Annotated in this window: 21 protein-coding genes and 4 pseudogenes; 10 read left to right on the top strand and 15 right to left on the bottom strand. The window is 55.9% G+C overall.

From position 1 onward, the window contains the following. Nucleotides 1–36 precede the first annotated feature (36 nt). A complete protein-coding gene (locus tag M1D99_RS12175) occupies nt 37–948 on the bottom strand; it encodes a LysR family transcriptional regulator (protein WP_458131910.1) in 912 nt (303 codons plus the stop codon). Then, on the bottom strand, nt 948–1,715 hold the full coding sequence (gene glcC, locus M1D99_RS12170; RefSeq protein WP_458131909.1) for a transcriptional regulator GlcC: 768 nt from the start codon (nt 1,713–1,715) through the stop codon (nt 948–950). The genes M1D99_RS12175 and glcC overlap by 1 nt, the downstream gene beginning before the upstream one ends. 231 nt (nt 1,716–1,946) lie before the next feature. On the opposite strand from glcC, the gene glcD reads away from it, so the two are divergent. The 6 genes and pseudogenes from glcD to M1D99_RS12140 all read left to right on the top strand — a co-directional run. Continuing rightward, on the top strand, nt 1,947–3,446 hold the full coding sequence (glcD, locus tag M1D99_RS12165) for a glycolate oxidase subunit GlcD (protein ID WP_458131908.1): 1,500 nt from the start codon (nt 1,947–1,949) through the stop codon (nt 3,444–3,446). Beyond that, nucleotides 3,446–4,510, top strand: coding sequence for a glycolate oxidase subunit GlcE (glcE, locus tag M1D99_RS12160; protein WP_458131907.1), 1,065 nt, complete (start codon nt 3,446–3,448; stop codon nt 4,508–4,510). The genes glcD and glcE overlap by 1 nt, the downstream gene beginning before the upstream one ends. A 3-nt stretch (nt 4,511–4,513) precedes the next feature. Continuing rightward, nucleotides 4,514–5,727 (top strand): annotated as a pseudogene (gene glcF / locus M1D99_RS12155) (glycolate oxidase subunit GlcF). Nucleotides 5,728–5,747: 20 nt separating this feature from the next. Next, nucleotides 5,748–6,149, top strand: coding sequence for a heme-binding protein (locus M1D99_RS12150; protein ID WP_458131906.1), 402 nt, complete (start codon nt 5,748–5,750; stop codon nt 6,147–6,149). 55 nt (nt 6,150–6,204) lie between these two features. Further along, nucleotides 6,205–8,385: a malate synthase G gene (locus M1D99_RS12145; protein ID WP_458131905.1), complete on the top strand. Its 2,181-nt coding sequence runs from the start codon at nt 6,205–6,207 to the stop codon at nt 8,383–8,385. Between the two features lie 334 nt (nt 8,386–8,719). Further along, nucleotides 8,720–8,815 (top strand): annotated as a pseudogene (locus M1D99_RS12140) (TauD/TfdA family dioxygenase); the annotation flags it as partial. 6 nt (nt 8,816–8,821) lie between these two features. Here the strand turns inward: M1D99_RS12140 and M1D99_RS12135 are convergent. From M1D99_RS12135 to M1D99_RS12125, 3 genes and pseudogenes are all read right to left on the bottom strand, one after another. Next, nucleotides 8,822–9,096 (bottom strand): annotated as a pseudogene (locus tag M1D99_RS12135) (phosphonate monoester hydrolase); the annotation flags it as partial. Nucleotides 9,097–9,433: 337 nt separating this feature from the next. Continuing rightward, complete coding sequence (locus M1D99_RS12130; protein WP_458131904.1) at nt 9,434–9,661, bottom strand: hypothetical protein; 228 nt, start codon at nt 9,659–9,661, stop codon at nt 9,434–9,436. An 80-nt stretch (nt 9,662–9,741) separates the two neighbouring features. Further along, nucleotides 9,742–10,854 carry an FAD-dependent monooxygenase gene (locus M1D99_RS12125; RefSeq protein WP_458131903.1) on the bottom strand — a complete coding sequence of 371 codons (1,113 nt, stop codon included), beginning with the start codon at nt 10,852–10,854 and terminating at the stop codon, nt 9,742–9,744. A 533-nt stretch (nt 10,855–11,387) separates the two neighbouring features. Between M1D99_RS12125 and M1D99_RS12120 the strand changes: the two genes are divergently transcribed. Genes M1D99_RS12120 through M1D99_RS12110 form a run of 3 tightly spaced genes read left to right on the top strand, consistent with a single transcriptional unit; the run spans nt 11,388 to nt 14,926 of the window. Continuing rightward, nucleotides 11,388–12,392: an ornithine cyclodeaminase family protein gene (locus M1D99_RS12120; RefSeq protein ID WP_458131902.1), complete on the top strand. Its 1,005-nt coding sequence runs from the start codon at nt 11,388–11,390 to the stop codon at nt 12,390–12,392. A 44-nt stretch (nt 12,393–12,436) separates the two neighbouring features. Then, on the top strand, nt 12,437–13,447 hold the full coding sequence (locus M1D99_RS12115) for a dihydrodipicolinate synthase family protein (protein ID WP_458131901.1): 1,011 nt from the start codon (nt 12,437–12,439) through the stop codon (nt 13,445–13,447). 27 nt (nt 13,448–13,474) lie between these two features. Continuing rightward, entirely contained in the window at nt 13,475–14,926 is a 1,452-nt protein-coding gene (locus tag M1D99_RS12110) for an NAD-dependent succinate-semialdehyde dehydrogenase (protein ID WP_458132134.1), read from the top strand. A 614-nt stretch (nt 14,927–15,540) separates the two neighbouring features. On the opposite strand, the pseudogene ltrA reads toward M1D99_RS12110, so the two are convergent. From ltrA to M1D99_RS12085, 5 genes and pseudogenes are all read right to left on the bottom strand, one after another. Beyond that, nucleotides 15,541–16,855, bottom strand: a pseudogene (gene ltrA / locus M1D99_RS12105) (group II intron reverse transcriptase/maturase). 470 nt (nt 16,856–17,325) lie between these two features. Then, nucleotides 17,326–18,228: a SphA family protein gene (locus tag M1D99_RS12100; protein ID WP_458131900.1), complete on the bottom strand. Its 903-nt coding sequence runs from the start codon at nt 18,226–18,228 to the stop codon at nt 17,326–17,328. A gap of 106 nt (nt 18,229–18,334) precedes the next feature. Next, nucleotides 18,335–18,670 (bottom strand): Rieske (2Fe-2S) protein, encoded by a 336-nt coding sequence (locus tag M1D99_RS12095; protein ID WP_458132133.1) that lies wholly within the window; start codon nt 18,668–18,670, stop codon nt 18,335–18,337. A gap of 15 nt (nt 18,671–18,685) precedes the next feature. Then, complete coding sequence (locus M1D99_RS12090) at nt 18,686–19,618, bottom strand: VOC family protein (protein ID WP_458131899.1); 933 nt, start codon at nt 19,616–19,618, stop codon at nt 18,686–18,688. Between the two features lie 93 nt (nt 19,619–19,711). Further along, entirely contained in the window at nt 19,712–20,710 is a 999-nt protein-coding gene (locus M1D99_RS12085) for a fumarylacetoacetate hydrolase family protein (protein ID WP_458131898.1), read from the bottom strand. A 295-nt stretch (nt 20,711–21,005) separates the two neighbouring features. Here M1D99_RS12085 and M1D99_RS12080 point away from each other — a divergent pair, with 295 nt between their 5' ends. Beyond that, entirely contained in the window at nt 21,006–21,614 is a 609-nt protein-coding gene (locus M1D99_RS12080; protein WP_458131897.1) for a TetR/AcrR family transcriptional regulator, read from the top strand. Nucleotides 21,615–21,743: 129 nt separating this feature from the next. Here M1D99_RS12080 and M1D99_RS12075 read toward each other — a convergent pair whose 3' ends face one another. The 5 genes from M1D99_RS12075 to M1D99_RS12055 are packed head-to-tail and all read right to left on the bottom strand — an operon-like array spanning nt 21,744 to nt 25,590. Then, on the bottom strand, nt 21,744–22,670 hold the full coding sequence (locus tag M1D99_RS12075; protein WP_458131896.1) for a 3-keto-5-aminohexanoate cleavage protein: 927 nt from the start codon (nt 22,668–22,670) through the stop codon (nt 21,744–21,746). Further along, a complete protein-coding gene (locus M1D99_RS12070; protein WP_458131895.1) occupies nt 22,667–23,206 on the bottom strand; it encodes a cupin domain-containing protein in 540 nt (179 codons plus the stop codon). The genes M1D99_RS12075 and M1D99_RS12070 overlap by 4 nt, the downstream gene beginning before the upstream one ends. Nucleotides 23,207–23,262: 56 nt before the next feature. Further along, nucleotides 23,263–23,733 carry a PaaI family thioesterase gene (locus M1D99_RS12065; RefSeq protein ID WP_458131894.1) on the bottom strand — a complete coding sequence of 157 codons (471 nt, stop codon included), beginning with the start codon at nt 23,731–23,733 and terminating at the stop codon, nt 23,263–23,265. Between the two features lie 11 nt (nt 23,734–23,744). Next, nucleotides 23,745–24,734 (bottom strand): fumarylacetoacetate hydrolase family protein, encoded by a 990-nt coding sequence (locus M1D99_RS12060; protein ID WP_458131893.1) that lies wholly within the window; start codon nt 24,732–24,734, stop codon nt 23,745–23,747. A 13-nt stretch (nt 24,735–24,747) separates the two neighbouring features. Continuing rightward, nucleotides 24,748–25,590: an ABC transporter substrate-binding protein gene (locus tag M1D99_RS12055; protein ID WP_458131892.1), complete on the bottom strand. Its 843-nt coding sequence runs from the start codon at nt 25,588–25,590 to the stop codon at nt 24,748–24,750. Nucleotides 25,591–25,610 lie beyond the last annotated feature (20 nt).

Raw genomic sequence — 25,610 nt, 5'->3', positions numbered from 1 at the left:
TACGGGCTGATCCATCGTTAACCGCGATGGATGCGATCAGGGCCGGGATTGAAGCAGTGGAGCGCGTAAAAGGAGGTGATCCAGCAACCGCCGTGCCGACAGCGACAGTGCATCCCTATCACGTACACAGATCACAAACTCGCCCAGCGCCCAATCGTCTGTCAGGGGGATGATTCGCAAATCGAACAGTTGTCTGTAGCGCGCTACGGCTTCCAGCGGGAAAACCGCCAGTCCCAGCCCGAACTGCACCAGCCGGAACGCGGCATCGAATGACGACACGTAGGAGCGGAACCGCAGATCTAGGCCCTGTTTTTGCGCTTCTTCACGCATGAAGGTATTGAACGTGGCGAATGCGGACAACCCCAAGTGATCAAAGGCGAGGGTCTCTTCAAACGCAATACTGGTGCGATCAGCCAAGGGATGGCTTGCACTTACGACAACGGCGAGATGGTCCTGACGATAAGGCTGAAACTCAAGATCGCCCACGGCCATCGAGCGCCGAAAAATGCCCAGATCGGCATTGCCCTCAGCCACCCCGCGCACCACATCCGGGCTGAAACGCTCTTCGATGTCGACTTGAACTGTCGGGTTGCTCAACATGAAATCGGACAGTTCTTCCGGCAAAAACTCCATGATCGACGACACGTTCGCCAATACTCGAACATGTCCTCGGGCACCCTCAGCGTATTCGCTAAGCTCGCTGTCGAGCCGTTCCATCGCTCGGGTGAGTGAACGTGCATGTCGCAGCAAAGCCAGCCCCGCCGGCGTCGGCTCGACCCCACGCTTGCTACGCTTAAGCAGTGGTGTACCGAAGCGCGCCTCAATGTCGGAAATACGTTTACTGACCGCCGAAGGCGCAATGAATGCCCGTTCGCTGGCGCGTGCAATGGTGCCTTCTTCACAGACCAGAATGAACAAGTGCAAGGACAAATGATCCAGGTGCTGCATTACGCCCACCCCTCAAGTCGCAATGTGGCCCGAATCAAACGTTGTTCTTCGCTTTCAATTTCCTTGAGGTTTTCGCAGATGCTCTGGATATGTGCGATGGCCGCTTTTCGTGCCTGCTCTGGCATCCGGCCGATCACGGCGTTGTAGAGCCGTGCGTGATGACGATCGATTTGACGCTTTTGCGGTTCTCGGTGATAGAGATTATTGACCGACGCGAAGACCGTATTGAGCAGCAAATCCGTCAGCGAACGCAAGGTTTGCACCAGCACTGGATTGTGCGAAGCCTCGCAGATTGCGAGATGGGAGGCATGATCGAGCCGAGCGTGTTCGGATGCTTCCAAAGAGCGAGAGTGGGCATCGACCAAGGCTTCGTAGCTGCGGGTGATAAGGACAAAATCAGCGTCCGTGCCGCGCAGGGCCGCCAGGCGAGCGGACTCTCCTTCAAGCAAGCTGCGGACCTCGAACAAATCGTAGAGTGTGCGAGGCTGTGAACTAAACAAGTGCATCAACGGTGATGCAGCATCATGCCCCGAAAACTTGGCGACAAATGATCCCTTACCCTGCTCCGTCTCGATAATCCCGCGAGCGCGCAGAAGCTTCAGCCCCTCGCGAAGTGCCGTGCGGGAAACGCCTAGCTTTTCCGTCAGACGACGCTCCGATGGCAACAGCTGTCCAGTTTTGAGCACGCCGTCCACGATCAGACGCTCAATACGTTCACAGACCACATCGGCTACTTGTAAATTACGGGTGGCACCTGCGCCGTCCATAGAACCCCCCAACTGGTATGACCAGCTCAACCAGTCTGACCAAATGTCATTAACATTATTTTTATATCGTTGTTTAGTCTGCTTTTTTTTCGTAGCCAAACAAAAACACCATAAAAAAACTGGTTCGACCACACCAACAATACATAGACAGTAGATCGCCTCGGCCCAATGATGCAAGACAGTTGCATACGTAAATAGACCTCTTATAAAAACAGCGAGTGTCATGCATCCATGAACATTCTCTACGACGAACGCGTTGACGGGGTCCTGCCTGACGTCGACAAAAATGCCCTGCTGCAGGCCCTGCACACGCAATGGCCAGATCTGGAAGTCCTGCATCAGCAAGAAAAACTCAAACCATACGAATGCGACGGACTCTCTGCGTATCGCACGACACCCATGCTGGTCGTGTTGCCCAGAACCATTGACCAGGTTCAGGGCGTGCTTCGCCTCTGTCATGAAAGGCAAGTGTCGGTAGTCGCTCGCGGTGCCGGGACCGGTTTGTCTGGCGGCGCCTTGCCATTGGAAAAAGGCGTGTTGCTGGTGATGGCGCGTTTCAACAACATCCTGCACATCGACCCCGCCGCCCGTACCGCGCGGGTTCAACCTGGCGTGCGTAACCTGGCGATTTCCCAGGCGGCCGCGCCGTTCGGCTTGTACTACGCGCCGGACCCTTCCTCGCAGATCGCCTGCTCAATCGGCGGCAATGTCGCGGAAAACGCCGGTGGCGTGCATTGCCTCAAGTACGGACTGACCGTGCACAACCTGCTCAAGGTCGACATCCTCACCGTCGACGGCGAACACCTGACGCTGGGTTCCCAGGCCCTCGACTCGCCCGGGTTCGATCTGCTGGCATTGTTCACCGGTTCCGAAGGCATGCTCGGGGTGATTACCGAGGTCACGGTCAAGCTGTTGCCTATACCGCAAACGGCCAAAGTGCTGCTGGCGGCCTTCGATTCCGTTGAAAAGGCCGGTCGCGCCGTGGGTGACATCATTGCCGCCGGCATCATCCCGGGCGGCCTGGAAATGATGGACAACCTGGCCATTCGCGCCGCCGAAGATTTCATCCATGCCGGCTACCCAGTGGACGCCGAAGCCATTCTGTTGTGTGAACTCGACGGCGTGGAGGCCGACGTCCACGACGACTGCAACCGCGTGCGCCAGGTATTGGAACAGGCCGGCGCCACCGAAGTACGCCAGGCTCGCGACGAGGCCGAGCGCGTGCGTTTCTGGGCCGGACGCAAGAATGCGTTTCCGGCAGTGGGCCGCCTCTCACCTGACTACTACTGCATGGACGGGACGATCCCGCGCCGGGAGCTGCCCGGTGTGCTGCGCGCCATTGCGGCGTTATCGGCCGAGTATGGCCTGCGGGTCGCCAACGTTTTCCACGCCGGCGACGGCAACATGCATCCGCTGATCCTGTTCGATGCCAATCAACCGGGCGAGCTCGATCGCGCCGAAGCCCTGGGCGGCAAGATTCTCGAATTATGCGTGAAGGTTGGCGGCAGTATCACCGGTGAGCACGGTGTCGGCCGCGAGAAAATCAACCAGATGTGCGCGCAGTTCAACAGCGATGAGCTGACCGTGTTCCATGCCGTCAAAGCCGCGTTCGATCCGAGCGGGCTGCTCAACCCCGGCAAGAACATTCCGACGCTGCATCGCTGCGCCGAGTTTGGCGCCATGCACGTTCATATGGGTCAGTTGCCCTTCCCCGACCTGGAGCGTTTCTGATGGGCAGCGAACAGGATTTCGACGACAGCGCAGCGCTGCTGGAACAGGTCAACCAGGCGCTGCAAAATGCCACGCCATTGCGCATTCAAGGCTCCAATAGCAAGGCATTTCTTGGGCGCATCGTGGGGGGTGAAGTGCTTGACACGCGCAACCATCGAGGCATCGTCAGCTACGACCCGACCGAACTGGTGATCACCGCCCGTTGCGGCCCCCCGCTGGCAGAACTGGCTGAAGTATTGGACGCGGCGCAGCAGATGTTGTCGTGCGAACCGCCGTCCTTCGGTGACCATGCGACGGTGGGCGGCACGATCGCCAGCGGGCTCTCGGGACCTCGGCGCCCCTGGTCCGGATCCGTTCGCGACTTCGTTCTCGGGACACGGCTCATCACCGGGCATGGCAAGCATTTACGTTTCGGTGGCGAAGTCATGAAAAACGTCGCGGGCTACGATCTGTCGCGCTTGGTGGCCGGCAGCTACGGCTCGCTTGGCGTGGTGACCGAAGTGTCCCTCAAGGTGCTGCCAAAACCGCGACAGACCTTGAGTATCAGCCTGGAGATGGACAGCGATCGCGCGTTGCTGCGTCTCGCGGAATGGGGTCAGCAGCCGCTGCCGATCAGTGCCGCGTGTCACGACGGACAACGCCTGCATCTGCGGCTTGAGGGTGGCGAAGGCTCGGTGACGGCGGCGCATGACCGTTTGGGCGGCGAGTTGCTGGACGCTTCCTATTGGGATGATCTCAACGAACATCGCTTGAGCTTCTTCGATGAGGATCTTCCGCTTTGGCGCCTCTCCCTGCCCCAGGACACGCCTCGGCTGCCCCTGCCGGGGGTTCAACTGATCGATTGGGGCGGCGCCCAGCGCTGGCTCAAATCCGCGGCCGAAGCGAGCTTCATTCGCTCGGTCGTGGAGAACGTCGGCGGGCATGCGACCTGCTACACCCCGAACCTGATCGACAGCCCATTCCAACCGTTGCCTGACGCATTGATGCGCTACCACCGGAACCTGAAGCAACAACTCGATCCCCGGGGCATCTTCAACCCTGGGCGCCTGTACGCGGAGCTTTGACCTATGCAGACCACCTTGAGCGAACAAGCCCGCCAACTGCCCCGCGCCGAAGAAGCCGAGCGCATTCTGCGCAGTTGCGTGCACTGCGGTTTCTGCAATGCCACCTGCCCGACCTATCAACTGCTGGGTGATGAACTGGATGGCCCGAGAGGCCGTATCTACCTGATCAAGCAAGTGCTGGAAGGCAACGAGGTCACAAGACCCAGCAGCACCTGGATCGCTGCCTGTCGTGCCGCAATTGCGAAACCACCTGCCCCTCCGGCGTCGACTACCACAACTTGCTGGACATCGGCCGTGCGGTGGTCGATGCGGCGGTGCCGCGATCACTCGGCCAGCGAATGTTGCGCGAGGGGTTACGTGCCGTTGTACCCAATCCGGGATTGTTCAAAGGGCTGGTCGGCAGTGGCCAGGTTTTCCGCGCCTTGCTGCCCAACACCTTGCAAGTGAAATTGCCGCGCAACGTGCATCCGGCAAAGCCACGCCCGACCACCCGCCATACCCGGCACGTGCTGATGCTCGAAGGCTGCGTACAGCCGAGCCTGTCACCGAATACCAACGCAGTGGCTGCCCGAGTCCTCGATCGACTTGGGATCAGCGTCACACCGACCCGCGAAGCCGGCTGCTGCGGCGCAGTGGATTATCATCTCGACGCTCAGGCCGCCGGCCTGGATCGCGCCCGCCGCAACATCGACGCATGGTGGCCGAGCATTGAAAACGGTGCCGAGGCGATTGTGCAAACCGCCAGCGGTTGTGGGGCGTTTATTAAAGAATATGGTCACCTGCTCAGCAGCGATCCGGCGTATGCCGACAAGGCAAAAAAAATCAGTGCCCTGGCCAGGGACCTGGTTGAAGTGCTGCGCGACGAGCCGCTGGAAAAGCTCGGTATTCACAGCGACCAGCGTCTGGCGTTCCATTGCCCCTGCACCTTGCAGCACGCCCAAAAATTGGGTGGCGCCGTCGAAGCGATTCTGACGAGTCTGGGCTTCAACCTTACCGCCGTTCCCGACAGCCACCTGTGCTGCGGCTCGGCGGGCACCTATTCGCTGACCCAACCCGAACTGTCCCGGCAACTGCGCGACAACAAGCTCAATGCGCTGGAAAGCGGACATCCCGAAGTCATTGTCACGGCCAATATCGGCTGTCAGTCCCACCTTGACGGTGCGGGCCGAACCCCTGTCCGGCACTGGATCGAACTGGTCGAAGCCGCCTTGCCCTAACCGAGTACTGGAGAATCCCCATGAAAAGCAAAGCCGTACTGAGCCAGACCGAAGTCAGCCAAATCCTCGCGGCGGCACGCACCGAAGCGCAGAACAACCAATGGGCCGTGACCATCGTGATTGTCGATGACGGCGGCCATCCCCTGGCTCTCGAACGCCTCGACGGTTGCGCTCCGATTGGCGCCTACATCGCCACCGAAAAGGCCCGCACTTCGGCTCTGGGTCGACGCGAATCCAAAGGCTATGAAGAGATGGTCAATGGCGGGCGCCATTCCTTTTTGTCCGCGCCATTACTGACGTCCCTTGAGGGCGGCGTGCCGATCATCGTCGAGGGCCAGGTGATCGGCGCGGTCGGGGTGTCCGGTGTCAAAGCCGAGCAGGATGCGCAGGTGGCCAAGGCCGGGGCGCAATGCCTGAACTGAATTGAGCCGGGCGCGATTTAGCGCTCGATAACACTGCGTGATGGAGATGCAAAAAGTGACCGATTTCGTGAACTGCCAAGGCCTCACGGTCGCGCCTGTCTTGCAACGTTTCGTTGATCTGGACGTGCTGCCGGGAACCGGCCTGGACTCTCAAGCGTTCTGGAGTGGTTTCGCCGCACTGGTGCATGAACTGGCACCTATCAACCGCGCGCTGCTGGCTGAGCGTGATCACCTGCAAACCGAACTGGACACCTGGCACCGCGCCCATCCGGGACCGGTGACAGATGTGTCGGCTTATCGCAACTTTCTGAGCGGTATTGGTTACCTGCAACCGCAACCCGCAGACGTCAAGGTCAGCACCGCCAACGTCGATATAGAAATCAGTGTACAGGCTGGACCGCAACTGGTTGTCCCGGCCGTCAACGCGCGTTATGCGCTGAATGCCGCGAATGCGCGCTGGGGCTCGCTGTACGACGCGCTCTACGGCACCGATGTAATTTCCAATGACGGCGGCGCCGAACCGGGCCGGACTTACAATCCCGTGCGTGGGGCGAAAGTCATCGCGTTTGCCCGCGGCTTCCTGGATCAGGCATTCCCCTTGAGCAGCGGTTCCCATGCCGAGGTGGCGCGTTACCGAATCGACAACGGCACACTGCAAGCCACTTTGAATGACGGCAGCCAAACCGGTTTATCGAACGCCGCGCAGTACATCGGTTATCAGGGTTCACTCGCTGATCCCACGGCCATTCTTCTGAAAGATAACGACCTGCACGTGGAGATCCAGATCGATCGGCAGAGCGTCATCGGCCAGGCCGACGCTGCCGGCGTCAAGGACCTTCTGATCGAGGCCGCGCTGTCGACCATCATCGATTGCGAAGATTCGGTGGCCGCCGTCGACGCCGACGACAAGGTGCAGGTGTACCGCAACTGGCTGGGCTTGATGAAGGGCGACCTCAAGGAAGACCTGGAAAAAAACGGTGAAAACATCACTCGACGATTGAACCCTGACCGCGAATACACCGCCGCTGATGGCAGCTCACTGACGCTCCACGGGCGTTCGCTGCTGTTCGTCCGCAACGTCGGGCACCTTATGACCAGCCCGGCGATTCTCGACAAGGGCGGGCTGGAAATTCCGGAAGGCATTCTCGACGGCGTCATCACCACCCTGATTGCCCTGCATGACCTGCAACGCCGGGGCAACTCCCGCGCCGGCAGCATCTATATCGTCAAACCGAAGATGCACGGCCCCGCCGAAGTGGCCTTCGCCGAGCAGTTGTTCAGCCGCATCGAAGACCTGCTGCAACTCGAACCTCAAACCCTGAAAATGGGCATCATGGACGAGGAGCGGCGCACCAGCGTCAACCTCAAGGCGTGCATCGCGGCGGCGTCCTCACGGGTTGCGTTCGTCAACACTGGCTTCCTCGATCGCACCGGCGACGAGATGCACACCGCGATGGAAGCAGGCCCCATGCTGCGCAAGGGTGACATGAAAAGCACCGCGTGGATCGAGGCCTATGAGCAGAGCAATGTGCTCGTCGGCCTGGACTGCGGATTGCGCGGGCGGGCGCAGATCGGTAAAGGCATGTGGGCCATGCCGGATCGAATGGCCGACATGCTCCAGCAGAAAGTCGCTCATCCCAAGGCCGGCGCCAACACAGCTTGGGTGCCCTCGCCGACCGCCGCTACCCTGCACGCGCTACATTACCACCAGGTCAACGTACGCTCGGTGCAAGAGTCCCTTGAGACGACAGACTTCAGTAGCGTCAGCCCGACACTGCTGGACGGCTTGCTCAGCGTGCCGGTCGTGACCGCACCGACATGGACAGCCGATGAAATTCGTCAGGAAGTCGAAAACAACGCGCAAGGCTTGCTGGGCTATGTGGTGCGTTGGGTCGAACAAGGCATCGGCTGCTCGAAGGTGCCCGACATCCATAACGTGGGGTTGATGGAAGATCGCGCGACGTTGCGCATTTCCAGTCAGCACATGGCGAACTGGCTACGACACGGAATCATCACGCAGAATCAGACCCTTGAAATATTGCAGCGCATGGCTTGGGTCGTCGATGAGCAGAACGCAGGTGATCCGCGCTACAAACCCATGGCACCGGACTTCGAGCAGTCCATTGCCTTTCAAGCGGCCTGCGCATTGGTATTCGAAGGCTGTGTGCAACCAAACGGGTATACCGAACCGCTGTTACACAAATTTCGACTGTGTCTCAAAAGAACAAAGCTGTAAATATAAGCTGACGTCGCATCACGAGCGGATTCATGGCCCCTGCGAGACTGTTTACCGGAGCTATTGCAGTGCCCGCGCCAAAAGCTGAAAGTCCCGTTTTCAAAGGCCTTCAGGCCTTGGTGCGCAAATACCTGCCTCTCAAATGCTGGCCTACCAGTAGCGTTGCGCGGCGACTGCAGCTGTTCTAGCAGCCGCCGCCATCGCATTGTTTCCTCCGCAACACCGACCACTTCCTCACCACGTAAAACCCGGCCCCAGGCAAGCTTTCGAGCCCTTGGCGCAGAACTTGCTAAAGCCTTTCACAAATCTGGAGGACGCCTTCGCCAGCAAGCCCGCTCCCGATGACTACGGCACCCAGGAACGCATCGTGCGCCGGGTGACGCTCAAGGGTGATGTGCCGGTGAGCGTGCAGGGGCACCGCGGTTTGTAAGCAGGGTCACCAGACTCCGGCCTGCGCCACCATCTCAGCATCCGGCTCACCATACCGAAACCGTTGGCCACGCAGATCCATCTCGGTGTGGCTGATAGTGGTGCGCCGCTTCAATCCTGCAGCCATTCGAACAGATATCCCCGATGCGCCTCGCACACATCGGCATACACCAGTTGTCCCAGTTCATGCAGCTTCCTGCCGGTCATGTTCAAATCGAACAACTGCGCGTGGTAGCCGCCATAGGCTAAGTATTTCCAGCGCTCGCTACGCGCCATGGTCAAGAGCTTGGTTCGCGTGTGTCGATGAATTGCACGGCGTCCAGCAGTGCCTGTTTGGGTGCGCTACCAGAAGAACCCATTGATGTTCATTGGAGCAGTCGGCGAGTCGGTCATACCAGACATACGTTGAATGGGTCGACAACACCTTGCGGCGCTGCAGATGGTAGCACCGCCCCCTCCCCTTCGTTGGGGCCGGGTGAATGCCGAGCGGCAATCGGCGCCAGCGCTGTAGCAAGGAAGGCGTCAAGCGCACCCGCTGCGAGCTTTGCTCGCAGCAGTACTGCAGAACGAGTGGGGCAAGAAAGCCGCCAACAAAAAAAATCTGTTAGCGGCGAGCCGATCAGGACGACGACTTGACAGCTAAATCAACGCCTTTACGAAGTACCAGGTAAACCCCAACAAACCCGCTCATCAAGCCGCTAAAAAAACCGCTAAAGCCATTACCCATCGAGTTATCGAAAGGGGAAAGAGGAAGCGGTAAGTTCTGGCTCACAAAGAAAGCTATCACTGCTGAAACAGCACCACCTACCAGGCCTGCAATAATCGATTCTTTCAGAATTGTTTTCATGGAAATATCCCCTTTACAGTTCCCAACATAACGATGATTGATAGGCAGGTCATATTCCTGGCTACCTCGAATGCTCGGTTTTAGATTGGTTGCGCAAGGTATTGATAGGTCTGCATCAGCAGCGCTGCGGATTTGTCCTTGTTTGCAAGCGCATCTTCTTGTTCGTTCAAACACAACTGAAGAGAGGCGTCGTAAATGGTTTTTACCCGTGTAAAGCGTCGCTTACTGTAATCACTCAGAGCTTCTTCAACGGATTCCGTGCCGCCGAGGCAATCAGCTAAAACCAAAGCATCCTCAATGGCCATGCCACCGCCGGAGGTCATGTGTGGAGTAGGAGCGTGTGCCGCGTCGCCGAGCAACACAACCCGACCTCGGTGCCAGGGCTCTGGTACAAGCGTGATGTCTAGAGGGCGAAAGATTACCTGCGACGGACCGGTAATCTCATCAAGAGCTTTCCTCACGATCGGCGCGTCAAATTCGGCTAGACGTTCACGGATAATTAGGTGAGCCTCACCTTCAGGGATCCGAAGTGGGTTTGCACTGTTCTCCAAATAGAACATGTAGCAGGTTTCAGGTGACGTCGGAAAAATCCCCAGTGTCTTGCCTGATGGTGCTCTGAAGAGACAGAAGCCATCTACCTCAGTAGGGAGGCGTGCATTGAATCGCCAAACGCTCTGGCCGGCAAACTTGGTCCCAAACTCCTCACCAAAAAACTTCTGGCGAAGTTTTGAATAAACGCCATCAGCCGCCACCACTACATCATACGAGGCCACTCGTCCGTCGGAAAAAGTTACCTCAACACCATGACCGGTATCCGAAAGATCGGTGATGGAAAGGTTTTTTTCCAGGACAGCTCCTGCCTCTGTTGCCGCGGACTCGAGGATGCATGCGAGCGCAGCTCTGCGGATGCCACAACTAGGCGGCGCGGGATGACTTCGCAGCAACTGTCCCGACGAGTCGAACTCGCGAAACAATGCGAATGGCATTCCTACTTCTAGACAGGCCTTCCCTAAACCCAGCGTCTCGAGCGCTCGCATGGTGTTGTTGAGCAGACAAATACCGGAACCGGCCATAGATGTTTCTGGCTTGATGTCAATACAGTGCACATCAAGCCCAGCCTTGCGCATTGCATAGGCCGCGGTGGCGCCGCCGATACCGCTGCCTACCACCAGAACCCGTTTAACTGCTGTCATTGTTGTCTCCTCTCCGCTTCTCTGGCGGGTGGTATCTGTCCGGATCCATGGCATCGGAAACCGTACAGCGTGGTTACTAGCTCAATGTGATGGGAGCTAAAAGCCCGCTCCAATTGAGCACGTGGGGTTTGACATTGTTGTTACCTGGCAAGCGATCTCGCACCGTTACACGACACGTTGGTCACTGGAATGCCACCACACCCGTCTCGAGCAAAATCCATTGCGCACAAACTTCAGTGGTCACGCCACGCCAAAAGATACTAAACGTCCCGTTTAGAAATATCACATTTAAAAATCTATGCAATATGTCTGGTAGACAAGTTTACTTGACAGAGGTGGTTAGCGACCCTAGATTACGATACGAGCCGTACCGTTTCAACAAAATGAAGAAACATCAAAAATTTGAAAATGCAGGTGGTGGGCTTCCCCCATCTGTCGACGACCAGCTTCCGGGTCATTCGAGTATCGGCCCGTGCTGCGCGCCCCATCAGCACTCATCACGTCCTCTTCCATTTATAATTTTCGGAGTTTGAATGAGTAACGACACCCAAGCGCCTGTTTTCGTGTCAAGTGACGCCGCCCGGAAAGTTTTCCGCTGGGAAGACGCCATCGCTGCGCTCCAACAAGCGTATAGCCATCCGACTCCGGCAAAAGCTACGCCACCAAGGACGGTTGCCAGTGCTGATAAAACCTGGCTGCGCACGCTTCCCGCCATTCCCCCGAAAAGCCGGTACTACGGCGCCAAGTTAATGGGTTCCGACATGGGATCCGCTACGCCAGGGATCGAATATGTGATCGTTTTGTTCGATCGCATTACCAATCGAATTGCCGCATTCATCGACGGGAATCTAGTCACGGGTTTCCGAACTGCCTCCACATCAGCATCAGCGCTTGATCGACTTGCGCCAAAAGCCCCCGCTCGCCTTGCTGTGTTGGGAAGCGGTCTGGAAGCATCGATGCACATCCGTGCTTTCGCGAGCGTGCGCCAGCTCACGGACGTGACTGTATTCAGCCCAACTCAGACACGACGAGATGCTTTCGCAGCGGCGGTCACGAGTGATCTCGGCATACCTGCGAAAGGCGTTGCCACCGCTCAGGAGGCGGTGGAAGGTGCAGACATCGTATTAACTGCTGCTCGCTCGCGCGACGAACGCCCCATTCTGTTTGGCGACTGGCTCAAGCCAGGGGCGACGGTTGTCTCGATCGGCTCAACCATTCCCGAACAGCGCGAAATTGACATTTCTGTGGTCGAGCGCAGTGACCTGATCATCTGCGACACCCTGGAAGAAGTGTTGGAAGAAACCGGAGACATGCTGGCCGCGAGCGCTGCTGGCATTGAGTTTCACCATAAGGCTTTCAGTCTTGCCGACCTGATGAGCGGAGCCTGCGATGAGGCACTCGCAAAGGCCCGCGCCCCGATGTTCAAGTCTGTGGGCGGTGGCCTTCAAGACATCGTCGTAGCAGAACTCATACTGGCCAAAGCACTCGCAGCAGGCTTGGCCACCCCTCTGCCGATCAAATTTGAAACCAAGCGTTGAATGCCCCTTTACCCAGACAGAACAAACAAAAAGGAAACTTGTGGATGGCTAATTACAACAAGAAAGATGCCCGAGAGTGGGCTCGCGAACACCTCCTCGGCGTGGCCAACGTGACCATTCCCACGATGACCTCGGATTTCAAGCGCCTCAATGAAAAAGCTGTCCGTCACGATGTCGAGCTGGCGATCCAGCACGGCTTCGTCGGCTCACTCTCCTGCTCCGAGGTCGCCATTACTCAGGAGCAGTACATCGAGTTCTGCCGGATCATGGCGGACCAGGCCGCGGGGCGCATGGTGATCGTTCATCATGCTGTGTTCAACACCCTGGAAGACAACATCGAAGCCGTCAAGCGCGCGGAAGATGCCGGCGCAGATATTGTACTGCTCGGCTACCCGCCGTACTTCTACCCGAAGGATTACGAGGAGGTGTTCGATTACACGAAGGCGATCTGCGACGCCACCAATCTGGGGGTGATCATCTTCCCGTTGCCAGCCTGGGGCTTCAGCCGTTTGCATCCTGCTGACATTCCGCTGCAGGTCCTGCGCCGGATGGTGGATGAGATCCCGAACGTGGTGGCAATCAAGGCCGAAGGCGGTCTTCCCTACATCATGTCCGCCATCGAAGTACATCGCGAGTTCCACGAGGAAGTGGTCATTTCCTCACCGCTGGAATACGAATACGTCCCCTTGGCGCAAGTCATGGACATCCCTTTCTGCGGTACCAACTACTCCGCTTACTATGGCCCCCTCCTCCCGCAGATCCATAAGCTGATCCGTGCCGGGAATTACGACGAAGCGACCCAACTCTGGTACAAGATGGACCCTGCGCGCAAGGCCTTCGCGAGCCTGCCGATGGCCGCCAACGGCCTCCTCAACCGCATGATGTGGAAGTACCAGGGCTGGCTCCAGGGCTATAACGGCGGTCCGATGCCGCACCCTACGCAACGGGTTTACCAGCGCGACATGGCGGTTCTGCGCAAGGGCCTCGAAGCCGCGGGCCTCAACCCCACCCGTGATCCGGACGAAGCCTTCTTCGTCGGCCGCCACTCCATCTGAGGTCTCGCCATGAATGGAACAACCATGCTGCATCTGAATGACCCCAGCCTGCTTCGCCAGGCGATGCTGATCGACGGCCAGTGGGTACAGGCCGATAACGGTCAAACTATCGAAGTCAGGAATCCCGCTACCGGCGAGCTGGTGGCACGCGTACCCAATGGCGGTGAGCTCGAGACTCGCCGCGCAGTCGAGGCGGCCGAGCGCGCCATGCGAGGCTGGCGCAAGACGCTGCCGAAGGAGCGCTCCCGGGTGCTGCGCAAGCTGTACGACCTGATGCTGGAGAACCTCGACGACCTGGCGACGATCATGACCGCCGAACAAGGCAAGCCGCTGGTGGAGTCCCGCGGAGAAATCCTCTATGCCGCAGGCTTTATCGAGTGGTTTGCCGAAGAAGCAAAGCGGGTCTACGGCGACATCATTCCGCACAACGTGGAGGGCCGCCAGATACTCGTGCAGAAAGCACCCATCGGTGTCTTCGCTGCCATCACACCCTGGAACTTCCCCTCGGCGATGATCACCCGCAAGGCCGGCCCGGGTTGGGCAGTCGGCTGCGCAGGCGTCATCAAGCCTGCAAGCCAAACGCCCCTCTCGGCCCTGGCCCTCGCCGTTCTTGCCGAGCGCGCCGGACTGCCAGCAGGTGTTTGCAATGTAGTGACCGGCTCGGCGCGGGCGATTGGCGGCGAGCTCACCGCCAATCCGGCAGTGCGCAAACTTTCGTTCACCGGCTCCACGGAAGTAGGTGCGCAACTGCTCGCGCAATGCGCCCCCACCATTAAGAAGACCAGCATGGAACTGGGAGGTAACGCTCCCTTCATCATCTTCGACGATGCCGATGTCGATGCAGCGGTCATAGGAGCGCTGGCAGCCAAGTACCGCAACGCCGGCCAGGCTTGCGTTGCAGCCAACCGAATACTCGTTCAGGCCGGCATCTACGACACGTTCGCGAAGAAACTCGCCGAGGCTGCCGCCGCCCTCACGGTCGGTAATGGCATGGACAAAGGCGTGGTGCAGGGCCCCCTTATTAATGAAGCTGCCGTTCAGAAAGTAGAGGAACACATCGCTGATGCCTTGGAGAAAGGCGCCCGGGTTGCAACCGGCGGAAAACGGCATGCGCTGGGTGGAAGCTATTTCGAGCCTACCGTCCTTACCAGCGTACCTCGCGATGCGCTGATTTTCAGTGACGAAACATTCGGTCCGGTAGCCCCGCTGTTCCGCTTCGAAACCGAGGAAGAGGCGATCAGCATGGCCAACGATACGCCCTTTGGCCTGGCCGCCTACCTCTATGCACGCGATGTTGGAATAATCTTCCGCGTCGTTGAAAGCCTTGAGTTTGGGATGGTCGGGGTCAACGAGGGGCTGATTTCGACGGAAGTCGCACCCTTTGGTGGCGTGAAGAGCTCGGGCCTTGGCCGCGAAGGCTCCAAGTACGGCGTCGACGACTACCTTGAAATCAAGTACGTCGCGCTTGGGGGACTTTGACGCCTCAGGGTCCTGAAAAAGCAACAGTTGGGCTCGGCAGCCAAGGATAGCAGCCGACCCCTGCGATAACGCACACAGGCAATCGCGACATTCCATCTTCCCTGCTCAGCTCCCGATTGCTGAACCATAAACCAAAAACCTGTCGATAGCGGACTCCGACACTTTACCTATCCGGTCTTCAGGCAAGCCCCTCGCAAACCACCGAGCCTTCCCCGTGCGAATGCTCGGATTGCCTTCTTAGAAATAGAGAGCCGTTGGCCGAACTTTAAAAACCAGTCCAGTGCCTTAGCTCCTCAAAACACTGTCACCCACTCGATCAATGCATGCCGCACGAGCATCAGCGACATCGACTTAGCCGGCACCTATCAAGATCCAATAGCGCTGCCTCGGGGCCTGGTGCAGGGTCCGAAAGGCTGTAATGGCCGCCACACCGCCCCGTGCGCTCAAGGAATCAAGAGCCGAAATTTAATACGCCTGCATTGCTCGAAATCGACGTACCACAGTCCTGTCGAAGAGAGAAAATTTAATCGGCATAGGGGGCGGCCTTCACAGGCCGCTCCCCTGCCACACCACCCGGCATGCGGGTCCGCACCGGGCGGTTCGAGAGATTGAGGTTATGAGAGTCGCACCAGACCCAGCCTGTCGAACCATGCCATATCCAGCGCTCGATTAAGCTCAAAGCGGCTGTTACGCCACCAACTACATGAGTTAGCCGCCACTTTCCGTGCGGTTTGAGCACTGACCCCCTGAGCCCGCAGTTCGCGATAGATCGTCGGTCCACGCCTCCATTGCTTAAGCTGGATCGCTCGCAGTCGGTGTCGTATCCATTCGTCCAGCTCTCGCCAGACCTTCGGTGTTTGCGATTACCCAAAGTAAGCTTTCCAGCCCAAGAGATAAGGACGTAGATTCTCTACAACCTGCCCCATGCTGCGTCCTCCTGAGCGACGGGTGAGCACGCGTATTCGCTGCTTGAACTGCTTGCGCGCCTTGACCGACACCGATCTTTTGACGCCTTGGGGAGAAGCCCAGAAGGCGTACCCAAGAAACTTGCGGCCAAATGCACTCGCCACCGCACTCTTGTTCTCTTGACGCTCAAGTGCAGCTTTTCATACAGACGCTTCAGCAGGATCATCACTCGCTGCCCAGCCTTCTTGCTGCGAACGTACACATTCGCATCATCGGCATAGCGCACGAAGCTATGGCCTCGACGCTCAAGCTCCCGATCCACTTCGTCCAGCAGCACATTCGCCAACAACGGCGACAGCGGACCGCCTTGCGGCGCCCCGCTGCGGCTTTTCTCGACGACTCCATTGATCTGCGTTCCCGCATCCAGATACGCCCGAATCAGCCGGATAGCCGCCCGATCCGCAATTCGCTTGCGTAAACGATCAATCAAAATGTCTGGTCGACCCGATCGAAGAACTTCTCCAGATCAACATCCACTACCACCTTGCGCCCTGAAGACACATGGCGCTGAGCCGCCAAAACGGCGTCCTGCGCACTGCGCCCTGGGCGAAAGCCGTAGCTGTGTTCACTGAAAGTTGGATCGAGCAGTGGCTGCAAGACTTGCAGCAATGCTTGTTGGATCATCCGGTCGGTGACCGTTGGAATGCCCAACTCGCGCTCGCCGCCGTCAGGCTTGGGAATGACCACGCGCCGTACCGGACTGGGCCGGTAGACGCCTAAAAGAAGCTGTTCACAGATCGCAGGCCATCGGCTCTGCAAATGTTCGGCAGTCTGCTCAATGTCCAGACCATCGACCCCAGCAGCCCCTTTGTTGGCCCTGACCCGTTTCCACGCCCGTTTCAGGTTTGCTCTCGCAAAGGCCCGCTCCAGCAGCCATTGCCCTGCGTTATCGGGTTCATTTTGCGGGCGATTGACCTCGTCGCTGACGGGATTTCTCACGGCTTCACCGCTCGTTATCTCCATCCGCCCCGCGTTTGGCAGGCATCTGACTTCCGGTCTTTCGCATCAACATGGCCTATAACGCTTTCTCTCGTTCGGCCCTTCGTCAAAAAAAAAGACTACTACGGCCTCTGCTGACTTCTCGCTCCGGTTTGTACCGTCGCCCTTTCAGGCATAAGGCGAGATCTCCCCAGGTAAGAACGCAATCCTTCCCCGCACAACCGCCGAATTTACGCTACCGCCCTTTGACCACAAGAGTTTCGCGGTTTTTGGCCCGCTCACCCTGGTCGGCTTCGCCTTATATCCGGTTCTTGTTCATCGGCTCACGGCTTCGCTCCACGCCTCCTCCCACACTCGGTCGCCCTCATGCAGTTGCGCTTCACTTCATTCGCTGTGGTCAGCTTACGGCGGGACTTTCACCCACAAGATTGCGCCCATGCTGGGCGCACCAAAAAAAACCTGGCCGCTAAGGGCCAGGCTTTAATAAGGAGTATTCAGAACTTCATGAACCCATTTAATAGAATGGTATCGCCACCCGAAGTGTTACGAGCGTAGATATCATTCTGGTAAGCAGCGACAAAACCCCAGTCACGCGTGCCGTACCCCAATTGTGGTCCAATCTTTGTCGAGCGGCTGCGATTGCCGATATCACGTCCACCGGACTGATCGTCGTTCAGTTGAGTCGAGATGAACCCTCCTATGCCGGCCAACCAAGTTTCCGTCAGGCGATAATTCAATCCATAATCTGCAACCAGTTGAACACCAGACTTGTAATCGGTGTCCTTGTTCTCAAAACTGTAGTTCATACTGATTTTTGAACTCAGTTCCACTCTGTCGACTGGAAACCACGTGAATGCGTAAGCCGCATACAAGGCCCTCGTGTTGTTCCCCGGATTGACCAGGGCATTTTTGTCATATTTGCCCCAAGGTTCGATCAGCTCAATGTCAATATTCTGAAGGTAGCTTGCTGACGTCCAGCTCACGAGAAAACCAAACATTGGATCTCCCATACCGCTTGCCGAGTCACGCCCATTCGGCCCGAGTACAGGAATATCGATGTCCGCTTTGACATAAGGCAGCGCAGCTTGCAGGGAAACATTCCCACCGAGGAACGTTGGCCCTTCCAGGGTATGCACCACCCGAATAGCATGGGCGTGTATCTTTCCGTCGGCCTTTGGAACTGACTTGTCTCCCTGCCCGTCGCGAATGGAATTGATGTCGATCAACTTGTTATAGCTATATACATGGGTCTCTCCTGGTGCACCAACAGCGCCACTCATCACCGTAACGACACCCGACGGGTAACTGGATGTCCCGCCCTCCAACGCGGAAGCATTAGCCGCCACCAAGGAGCCAGACAAACAGATAGCAACTCGCAAAACACCGACATTGTTCATGGATAGTATCCTTTGTTGTTTTTGTTTTTAATACAGATTGAGTCGCCTGGAAACATTTGCATTTTCCAATCATTGCTGAAATACAACGAAAAGACTTTAGATTATCCTAGGCGATTACTACGTAAACACTTCCATGCTCATCTACCTCAACAGACAGAGCGGTCAGTCTTTCACCCTGACAGGGACCACTTATACAAATACCTGTTTCAACTTCAAACAACGCACCATGCCCCCTACATAAAATGTGCCGGCCACTTTCATTCAAATATTGCCCTCGTTTTAACGGCAAGGTGGAGCCAGGCCAGTGAGGACAGGAGTTCCGATATCCATAAATTGCACCACGCTGATTCACCAAAAAGAAATCATCATGGCCAAATGGAGAATATCGGAACCCCCGCGATGTACCTGGCGGAATATCGTTTATATGACAAATTCGCTCCATAGCCATAGAATCACTTCACTTAGCGGGACCTCCGCCGGGCGCCCATTTCTCACGCCAATGAAACAAAAACACCTGGGAGTTATCGACAATGGCAGGGGCTACTCGCGGCAACCACTCATCGTTGTGCTGATCCATATCAGCGTCATATTCGATATGGCAGCCCAACGGGCTGTTGAAATACCAGAACCAGTTAGAACCAAACTTATGACGTCCCGGCCCCCAATATGATTCGTAGCCTTTAGCGGCAAACGCGTAGCCGGCTTGCATTACTTCCTGAGGCCCGCCCATGTGGAACGTGAAATGTTCACACCCCTGCAGGTGTGGCGGAGTCTGGATGAAGAAGAGGGTGTGGTGATCGAAAGTACCGGCGGGACGTAGGAATGGACCCATCCCGACGAACGTATCTGTGACTTTGAAACCCAGACGATCGACATAGAAGCGCTCCGCCTTCTCCGCATCGGGGACAAAATAGACAACATGGGAAAGCGATCGTGGCTTGGGAGCCCGTTCTGAGTTATCGACATCTACACCGGTCTGGTTCGCAGGACGATGGATATCTCCAGGCGCGTTAATTCGCTCGGCGGCCAGTTTATGGGCCTTTCTGATCGAGAGTTGGAAGCCCAGACAAAAGCCCAGATCGTCCACTAACTCCAGCGAACCATCAGCCAAAACCTTGACTTCGCGCTCTCCCTCAAACTCCTTCTGGATGTTCTCAAGAGCCGCGACGTCTTTTACGCCATACACTGTCTTGCGCAGCATATTTGCGGTAGGCAAACTCCAGGCAGGCAAGGTCTGGTCGTCACGATGCTTGATAACTACGCCAGTTCCATCCAATGCCTCGAAGCGTCCGTCACCCACCGGTTCAAGGCCGTAATCCTGTAGGAAGCGCTCGCAGAGCGCGACATCGTCAACACCAAAATACAAAGTGTCCGGGCCAAGGATGTTCATTTCAATACCTATCAAAGAATGCGTTTTGTTTTATCAGACCCGTTGCTTTCCAAGCCTGAGATTTTCGAGGCGCACACGAACGTCAAAATACAATCACATGAAGGGCTTGCGTTCCTCAGGCCACCAAAGACCCGATATTGGTTGTCCCATTCTGTTGCGCAGAGTCCCTACTCCCTCAACGATCATTTCAACAACATCACCTGGCTGGAGCTTACGATCAAGCTCCAAGGCGGAACCTCCGCCCAGCGTACCCGAACCGATCACATCGCCTGCCACGATGGCTTCACCAAGGCTGGCCCAGGCAATAAGCTCTCCAATCGTCCACAGCTTATTGGAGCTGTCACCCTTGCCCCAAGTCTCGCCATTGACGCGAACTTCCATGCCAATCCGGTCTAGATCCTTGAATTCATCAACGGTGGTAATCCAGGGGCCGATACCATAGGCGAAGTCTTTACACTTAGTGGGGCCCATCCCAATCGGCATTTCGACTGCCTGACAATCGCGGGCACTGAAGTCGTTGAAGATGGTGATACCAAACAGGTGGTCGAGCGCATTTTCGGGACGCAAACTTTCTCCACGTTTTCCGATGACGTAGCCAAGCTCCAGCTCGTAGTCCATGTGCTTGATATAACCTGGCCAAGGAACTTCCGCTTCATGTCCTATGACCGTATGCGGGGTACCCTTGAAATAACCCGGAACCTTTAAAAGATTCGGCGTGGGCGCTTGGCCGATTTTTTCATGGAAGCCCTTGATGTGCCCCACGAATGTCAGCCCATCTCGTACCACTGAGGGATCTGAAGCTGGCAACCATTGAACGCTATCGAACGAGGTGGAGTATGCATCCGGCCGCTTCACGTTGATCTTTTCAGCTGCCTGGCTAAATGGCGCGCCTAGAGCGATCGCAGCAGACATACTGCCTGGGAAAACCGCCTCTGCGTACTTCAACGACGCTTCACGAGAAGATCCTTCGCCTATCAATTGGGCCTGGAGCGCACGCTTCAGATCGATCACACGCTTCTCTTCTGGCACCACCAATACCAGACGTGCTTGCGCGCCGTCCGGCCCATCTACAGAAATTCGGCCTAGCTTCATGTGTTCTCCCTCTTTTTATTGAAACGGCTCTCAAGAGCCGGCATTTAGGTCTGCACAATCAAAATCTATACGATACGACTCGTTTTGTAAACAGCTAAGAGAAGGCAATATCCCAACCTATTTTCCTGCAAATAGACCGTAGTATTCAGTCGGAATTATCCGAGGCGTGGGGTGCGTACCTTCGACTAAATTGGCTTTTTTCGAGGAGGCAAAATATACTGATCGAATCGTTTCGTTTTTAAAAATTTTCCGCTTAATCAGCCAGACTGCTTACCTCCTCGGAGTCAAAGAACCAATGCAGGTTAAAAAAAACTCATCAACCGACAAGTCGCCCGCTGGTCGCCCCCGCAGTGAAGCTACGCGTCGACAGATCCTAGATGCCGTTATTAGTCTGCTTCAGGACAAATCGATCCAGGCAATTTCTATTGAAGCCATTGCCCGAGAAGCCGGAGTCAGTAAGGCGACCATTTATCGGTGGTGGGACTCGAAAGCTTCCGTGGTCATCGATGCGTTCATAGAGCACCATCTGGTAAAAACAACATTTCCCCGTGATCTGCGCCCTCGCGATGCAGTAGCGCATCATTTTCGATCGTTGGTGACGCAATATTCAGGATGGCCCGGGCGGCTGGTCGCCCAGATAATTGCCGAGGGCCAATCTGATCCCAACGTACTTCGCGTCTTCCGGGAGCGGTTTCATTACGGAAGGAGAGCGGTCGTAAGAGAAATGCTTGAAGACTGGAAAAGCAGCGGCGATATTCCCAGCGACACAAATGTCGAGTTGTTGATGGACCTGATCTACGGGCCAGTCTATATGCGTCTGATGATTGGCCATGCACCGCTGGACGAAGCCTTTGCTGAATCACATATCAGCTACGTTTGCCATCTGCTGGGCGCTGAGCCATAGACGGTTAATGCTCACAAATTCCATGGTGGCCGGCAAGCAGGTGCTGTCGGCCACCATTCTTATCAGGAAGGCCTCTTTTATCGACATTGTCAGGCCGATAACAGCCTCGCCTCCCGACGATCGAATTGCTTAAAAAGCGGTTTTGGATTTCCCCTTCAACGCCAGCATCTCTCTTGCTTCTTGAGGTGTCGCTACCTCAAAACCCAAGTGCTCAACGATAGTGCGAATTTTCCGCACCTGAGCGGCGTTGGAGACAGCTAACTCACCACGTCCGATGTACAAGCTATCCTCAAGGCCCACTCGAACGTTTCCTCCTGCAATAGCGGCAAGTGTTGCAAGAGGCATTTGATCTTTTCCAGCCCCCAATACCGACCAGTAATATTGGTCACCAAACAAGCGATCCGCTGTTCGTTTCTGATGCAACACATCCTCGATGTGAGCCCCCATCGCACCGCGCAGTCCAAAAATCGTTTGAATGAACAACGGCGGCTTAACCAACCCCTTATCCAGGAAGTATTTGAGTGTATACAAATGGCTCACGTCATAGCATTCGAACTCAAAGCGGGTACCGGTTTCGCCGATGGTACGCAAGATCCATTCAATATCTGAAAATGTATTGCGAAAAACCAGATCCTTTGTTGCATTGAGATGTTCCACTTCCCAGCTATAACGCCATTCTCGATCCTTACTGGCCATCTCGGAAAGATTGAGATTTATAGATCCCATATTAAGGGAACACATCTCTGGTTGCAGCGCGATACCTGCCGCTGCCCGCTCATTAATGGGCATTCCAGGACCGCCACCGCCAGTAGAAATGTTCACCACCGCATCGGTTTCTAATTTAATTCGGGACACGAATTGTCGGAAGATTTCAGGATCGCCAGTAGGCCGACCGTCCTCAGGGTTGCGAGCGTGAAGATGAACGATCGCTGCTCCCGCTTGTACCGCTTCGATTGCCTGATCGCCGATTTCTTCAGGCGTCACCGGCAGATGAGGGGACATCGATGGCGTATGTGCACCGCCCGTGATGGCTGCGGTAATGATGATTTTTCTCACAGAGTTTCTCCTTCCTTCAGCGCCAACAGGACAAATAGCATTCGACAGGCACGACCTGAACGATTCGACCAACTGTGATTCGTGGCCCGCTGTATCAGTACGTCCCCTGATCGCATGACCGTTTCCCCCTGATCCATCATCGCGACAATCTCCCCCTCGAGCACCACGGCGTAATCAAGAGATTCCGTTTTGTGGAACCAGAAATGTCGAGGCTGCCGCCTGTCACGAACACCTTCACTATCGAGAAATTCAACCAACTTTTCCTGGTCATAAACCTCATCTGGTGGGAAGTCGACGATCCGAAGTAACGAACCATTGTCAGAATGAAAACCAAATTTGTGCCCGGCCGGTGCCGGATCTAAACCGACCGCCCGGCCTGCACCTGTTGCCCAGACGACCTGCGCAACCGGCTTGCCTGCTTGCGCCAAAACGTTTGGAGTGTTCGCGTCGCTAGTGAAAATCGACTCACCGGCTTCGTTATGACCAGTGACAATTCTTCGCACTGGCTTATAAGCCACTTCGTTAACGTTATTCATCGAAAGCCTCAGAAACGATACGTTTTGTATCCAATTCATCTAAATTTTTTTGCTCATCATGCCGCCTTAAGGCGACTTACCGGCATGACCACAAATGTTGCTGACGAGCTGGCGACCAAGACTTCTCGCTGAGGGTCATAAAGCTCAGCCTTGGCGAATGCAATCTGACGACCCACACGCTCAACCGTAGCTTTAGCTTTCAGCAGCGATGGTTTCGCGGCCACCAGCATGTTCACCGTAACGCTAGTTGTGGCACAGGTGTGTCCAAAAGAGAGCTTGCTGAGCACTGCAAAAGCCATGGCGTAGTCGAGCATCGTCATCAATGTGCCACCTGCTATGACATCATTCCCCTGAACCGCTGTTATTGGCACTTGGAAACTGAGTTCGACAGCTCCAGAACGGCCGTGAACCAGCCGAGCGCCAAGCGCACTTAGTCCAGCGGTCAATTCAAACGGGATGTCGAACTGTGACTCCGAAATAACACGCTCCAAGAAAGCGCGATCTGGATTGTCATCGATCGTTTGCATAACATGTCGCCTCAACCTGGGTAACTGACGCACTTCTGCCGCTGCTCACCCAGTCCGGCAATTGTGCCAACCATGATATCGCCGTCGCGCAAGAAACGATTGTAATGAGTTCCATTGCCTGCAGGTGATCCGGTGCAAATCACATCACCTGGCAATAGTTTTGCATACTTAGAGATATAACTGATCTGTTGTGCGATCCCGAAGAGCATATCTGCGGTAGTCTCATCTTGCATCGTTTCGCCAGAGACGGTCAGACGCATAGAAAGATTATGTGGGTCTTCTACGAACTGCTTGGGAACAAGGTACGGACCCAGTGGAAGAAACCCTGGCTGCCCTTTCGATCTCATCCAGTCCGTACCGAGCATTTTGTAATCGGTACGCGGAATAAGATCGCGAGCCGAGATGTCATTGACGATCGTGTATCCGGCTACGTATTCCATGGCCTCTTCCGCTCGGATGTTATACCCCTCTTTGCCAATCACTACTGCCAGCTCCAACTCCCAGTCTGGCTTGGTCGTCGTAGGAGGAAGAACAAGGTCGTCATAAGCACCCGAAATTGCGGAGACCGGCTTGGTGAACACATAAGGTTCCCCGTTTGCCACCCTTTGATCCATCATATCTTCGGCCCATGCCCTGAGCTCCTCCTTGCTCAAGCCTTCGGGACCTACGTTTGAATCAACCGTCAAATCAACGACATGCTTGCGGTAGTTAGCACCCGTGCAGAAAACCTGTCGCGGCAAGTCAACCGCAGGGCGAAAAATCAGTTGCTCTTCACTGTACCAAGATGCAGTGTCGGTTCTATTAACCAGCGCTTCAAGCGCCGTGTAGCTAGCCTCCCAGCTCTCAAGGAGCGACAACACACTTTTGTTTCGAAGAGAATCAACACCGAACTTTTCAGCCAAACCATCGAGAGAAAAAATCCTTTCCTCGACAACCAGACCCGCGAAGCGTTGCTGCGGGCTGGACTTTAAAGAAAATGTCCCAAGCGAGAATTTATTCATATGCACTCCAGAATCATTGCAAGAAAGAGCAATCGACAATTTGCTCATAAGTAAAATTCGAACCTGGCAATCTGAGCGAAGCTCTCTGAGCGATAAGAAGCTCAACACCTTCCCTAGCAGGAACCAAAGTTCTAGGAATAGTCTCAACCAGCGCCGTTATTGCTTCAGAAGGCATGCCAAACACTTGCAAAGCTTCTTTTAGCTTTGCCGTTTCGCCAGGGAGGCTCGTCAATGATGCCTGAAGCATCCGTACCCATGTCTTTAGGGACTTATTGGCATGGCTCATAGATTTCCTTATGACCAATCCTTGACCGGGGAAGTCGGCAAACACATTTTGAATTGTTTCGAGTTTATTGAAACCTCGTTGCACCGCCATTGTATTGAATGGCGGACCGAGTAAAGTTGCACTTCCCTTCCCTTCAAGAAGGGCGGTAAAACGTTCTTTCACGCCGCCTATCGGTGTCAGGCGATAGTCGTCCATCCCGAGTCCCGTTTGTTGGAGAAGCGCTCGGAGTGCAATGACAAATCCATTCTCTGGAGCATCCACCAGAATGTTGGCACCGACCAAGTCGGCAGGTGTCGACAGAGCCGATGATCCGATCAGTTGTAGCGGAGTGGTAGTTTCGATTTGAGCAATTACCACGAAGTCTTGTGGCCCTTCGCGCTGGTTCCAGTGCAAGACGTTGTCGATAGAGGTTATGACGGCATCGACCTTACCTTCACAGAGCGATAGGTATTGCTCATCAGAGGATTGAGTCAAGGAAGACTCGAAAGGCAAATCTGGCATTTGCCATGAGGCCGCTACCGCGATGGCAGGAGGCACGAACCACATCACTCGAAGCGTGTCATCGATCATTTTTTATTCTCTTTGTAGAT

The sequence above is a fragment of the Pseudomonas sp. R3-41 genome (genome assembly GCF_054161485.1).
The sequence above is the reverse complement of the archived record's forward strand: the minus strand, read 5'-3'. Positions and strand labels throughout refer to the sequence as shown.

Bases quoted from the DNA above. Each gene is read 5' to 3' on its own strand.
- M1D99_RS12175 (WP_458131910.1), bottom strand. From the start codon at position 948: ATGCAGCACCTGGATCATTTGTCCTTGCACTTGTTCATTCTGGTCTGT.
- glcC (WP_458131909.1), bottom strand. From the start codon at position 1,715: ATGGACGGCGCAGGTGCCACCCGTAATTTACAAGTAGCCGATGTGGTC.
- glcD (WP_458131908.1), top strand. From the start codon at position 1,947: ATGAACATTCTCTACGACGAACGCGTTGACGGGGTCCTGCCTGACGTC.
- glcE (WP_458131907.1), top strand. From the start codon at position 3,446: ATGGGCAGCGAACAGGATTTCGACGACAGCGCAGCGCTGCTGGAACAG.
- M1D99_RS12150 (WP_458131906.1), top strand. From the start codon at position 5,748: ATGAAAAGCAAAGCCGTACTGAGCCAGACCGAAGTCAGCCAAATCCTC.
- M1D99_RS12130 (WP_458131904.1), bottom strand. From the start codon at position 9,661: ATGAAAACAATTCTGAAAGAATCGATTATTGCAGGCCTGGTAGGTGGT.
- M1D99_RS12125 (WP_458131903.1), bottom strand. From the start codon at position 10,854: ATGACAGCAGTTAAACGGGTTCTGGTGGTAGGCAGCGGTATCGGCGGC.
- M1D99_RS12120 (WP_458131902.1), top strand. From the start codon at position 11,388: ATGAGTAACGACACCCAAGCGCCTGTTTTCGTGTCAAGTGACGCCGCC.
- M1D99_RS12115 (WP_458131901.1), top strand. From the start codon at position 12,437: ATGGCTAATTACAACAAGAAAGATGCCCGAGAGTGGGCTCGCGAACAC.
- M1D99_RS12100 (WP_458131900.1), bottom strand. From the start codon at position 18,228: ATGAACAATGTCGGTGTTTTGCGAGTTGCTATCTGTTTGTCTGGCTCC.
- M1D99_RS12095 (WP_458132133.1), bottom strand. From the start codon at position 18,670: ATGGAGCGAATTTGTCATATAAACGATATTCCGCCAGGTACATCGCGG.
- M1D99_RS12090 (WP_458131899.1), bottom strand. From the start codon at position 19,618: ATGAACATCCTTGGCCCGGACACTTTGTATTTTGGTGTTGACGATGTC.
- M1D99_RS12085 (WP_458131898.1), bottom strand. From the start codon at position 20,710: ATGAAGCTAGGCCGAATTTCTGTAGATGGGCCGGACGGCGCGCAAGCA.
- M1D99_RS12080 (WP_458131897.1), top strand. From the start codon at position 21,006: ATGCAGGTTAAAAAAAACTCATCAACCGACAAGTCGCCCGCTGGTCGC.
- M1D99_RS12070 (WP_458131895.1), bottom strand. From the start codon at position 23,206: ATGAATAACGTTAACGAAGTGGCTTATAAGCCAGTGCGAAGAATTGTC.
- M1D99_RS12065 (WP_458131894.1), bottom strand. From the start codon at position 23,733: ATGCAAACGATCGATGACAATCCAGATCGCGCTTTCTTGGAGCGTGTT.
- M1D99_RS12060 (WP_458131893.1), bottom strand. From the start codon at position 24,734: ATGAATAAATTCTCGCTTGGGACATTTTCTTTAAAGTCCAGCCCGCAG.
- M1D99_RS12055 (WP_458131892.1), bottom strand. From the start codon at position 25,590: ATGATCGATGACACGCTTCGAGTGATGTGGTTCGTGCCTCCTGCCATC.